The 2,790-nt window shown below is 53.1% G+C and carries 2 tRNA genes and 2 rRNA genes; all 4 read right to left on the bottom strand.

Annotated elements, in window-relative coordinates:
- Positions 1-1,337 (bottom strand): 23S ribosomal RNA (locus CEG13_RS18400); the annotation flags it as partial.
- Positions 1,338-1,435: 98 nt separating this feature from the next.
- Positions 1,436-1,508: transfer RNA gene (locus tag CEG13_RS18405), tRNA-Ala, on the bottom strand.
- 15 nt (positions 1,509-1,523) lie between these two features.
- Positions 1,524-1,600: transfer RNA gene (locus tag CEG13_RS18410), tRNA-Ile, on the bottom strand.
- Between the two features lie 88 nt (positions 1,601-1,688).
- Positions 1,689-2,790, bottom strand: a 16S ribosomal RNA gene (locus CEG13_RS18415); the annotation flags it as partial.

The raw sequence follows: 2,790 nt of genomic DNA on the forward strand, positions 1-2,790 counted from the left end.
TGAAAGAGATTCTCACTCTTTTTTCGCTACTCATACCGGCATTCTCACTTCCGCGCGCTCCACCAGTCCTCACGGTCTGACTTCACGGCACGCGGAACGCTCTCCTACCATTGTTCGCACTGAACAATCCGCAGCTTCGGTGATACGTTTAGCCCCGGTACATTTTCGGCGCAGTGTCACTCGACCAGTGAGCTATTACGCACTCTTTCAATGATGGCTGCTTCTAAGCCAACATCCTGGTTGTCTGGGCAACGCCACATCCTTTTCCACTTAACGTATACTTTGGGACCTTAGCTGGCGGTCTGGGCTGTTTCCCTTTCGACTATGAACCTTATCACCCATAGTCTGACTCCCAGGGGCAAGTGACTGGCATTCGGAGTTTGACTGAATTCGGTAACCCGGTGAGGGCCCCTCGTCCAATCAGTGCTCTACCTCCAGTACTCATTCCCCTGAGGCTAGCCCTAAAGCTATTTCGGAGAGAACCAGCTATCTCCGTGTTCGATTGGCATTTCACCCCTACCCACACCTCATCCCCGCATTTTTCAACATACGTGGGTTCGGGCCTCCAGTCAGTGTTACCTGACCTTCACCCTGGACATGGGTAGATCACACGGTTTCGGGTCTCTGACCGCATACTATATTCGCCCTGTTCAGACTCGCTTTCGCTGCGGCTCCGTGTCTTCCACTTAACCTTGCATACGATCGAAACTCGCCGGTCCATTCTACAAAAGGTACGCCGTCACCCATGAACGGGCTCCGACTACTTGTAGGCACACGGTTTCAGGTTCTCTTTCACTCCCCTTCCGGGGTGCTTTTCACCTTTCCCTCACGGTACTGGTTCACTATCGGTCACTGGGGAGTATTTAGCCTTGGGAGATGGTCCTCCCGGATTCCGACGGAATTCCTCGTGTTCCGCCGTACTCAGGATCCACTCCGGAGGAAATTTCCTTTTGACTACAGGACTCTTACCTTCTTCGGTGAGCCGTTCCAGGCTGCTTCGTCTAAGAAATTTCTTGATAACTCCAATGGAGTGTCCTACAACCCCAGAAAGCAAGCTTTCTGGTTTGGGCTGTTTCCGTTTCGCTCGCCGCTACTTGGGAAATCGCATTTGCTTTCTCTTCCTCCGGGTACTGAGATGTTTCAGTTCCCCGGGTCTGCCGCACACATCCTATGTATTCAGATGTGCGTGCTGCTCCATTACGAACAGCGGGTTCCCCCATTCGGAAATTCCCGGATCAACGCTTACTTACAGCTCCCCGGGACATATCGGTGTTAGTCCCGTCCTTCATCGGCTCCCAGTGCCAAGGCATCCACCGTGCGCCCTTCTTCACTTAACTAATCTTGTGAAGCGCGTTTACTTGCTTTTCGCCTTCGCTAAATTAAAAATCAATTTGATGTCGTTGTGTTACGCTTATTTAGTTTTCAAGGTGCAAAATGGAGCCTAGCGGGATCGAACCGCTGACCTCCTGCGTGCAAAGCAGGCGCTCTCCCAGCTGAGCTAAGGCCCCGTATTTATTTGGAGATGGTGGGCCTGAGTGGACTCGAACCACCGACCTCACGCTTATCAGGCGTGCGCTCTAACCAGCTGAGCTACAGGCCCATCTACATTTATATAGGAAAGGCAAGAAATTACTCTCTCAAAACTGAACCAAACAACACAGTATGACGTTCCGTATTACTATCCTTAGAAAGGAGGTGATCCAGCCGCACCTTCCGATACGGCTACCTTGTTACGACTTCACCCCAATCATTGGTCCCACCTTCGGCGGCTGGCCCCAAAAGGTTACCTCACCGACTTCGGGTGTTACCAACTCTCGTGGTGTGACGGGCGGTGTGTACAAGGCCCGGGAACGTATTCACCGCGGCATGCTGATCCGCGATTACTAGCGATTCCGGCTTCATGCAGGCGAGTTGCAGCCTGCAATCCGAACTGGGAATGGTTTTCTGGGATTTGCTAGAACCTCGCGGCTTCGCTTCCCTTTGTTCCATCCATTGTAGCACGTGTGTAGCCCAGGTCATAAGGGGCATGATGATTTGACGTCATCCCCACCTTCCTCCGGTTTGTCACCGGCAGTCACCTTAGAGTGCCCAACTGAATGCTGGCAACTAAGATCAAGGGTTGCGCTCGTTGCGGGACTTAACCCAACATCTCACGACACGAGCTGACGACAACCATGCACCACCTGTCACTCTGTCCCCGAAGGGAACACGGTATCTCTACCGCCATCAGAGGATGTCAAGACCTGGTAAGGTTCTTCGCGTTGCTTCGAATTAAACCACATGCTCCACCGCTTGTGCGGGCCCCCGTCAATTCTTTTGAGTTTCAGCCTTGCGGCCGTACTCCCCAGGCGGAGTGCTTAATGCGTTAACTTCAGCACTAAGGGGCGGAAACCCCCTAACACCTAGCACTCATCGTTTACGGCGTGGACTACCAGGGTATCTAATCCTGTTCGCTCCCCACGCTTTCGCACCTCAGCGTCAGTTACAGACCAGAGAGTCGCCTTCGCCACTGGTGTTCCTCCACATCTCTACGCATTTCACCGCTACACGTGGAATTCCACTCTCCTCTTCTGCACTCAAGTCCTCCAGTTTCCAATGACCGCTCGCGGTTGAGCCGCGAGATTTCACATCAGACTTAAAAGACCGCCTGCGTGCGCTTTACGCCCAATAATTCCGGACAACGCTTGCCCCCTACGTATTACCGCGGCTGCTGGCACGTAGTTAGCCGGGGCTTTCTGGTCAGGTACCGTCAATGCACCGCCTTATTCATGCGGCACGTGTTCTTCCCTG

The sequence above is a fragment of the Lentibacillus sediminis genome, from assembly GCF_002763455.1.
Lineage (GTDB): Bacteria > Bacillota > Bacilli > Bacillales > Amphibacillaceae > Lentibacillus_D > Lentibacillus_D sediminis_A.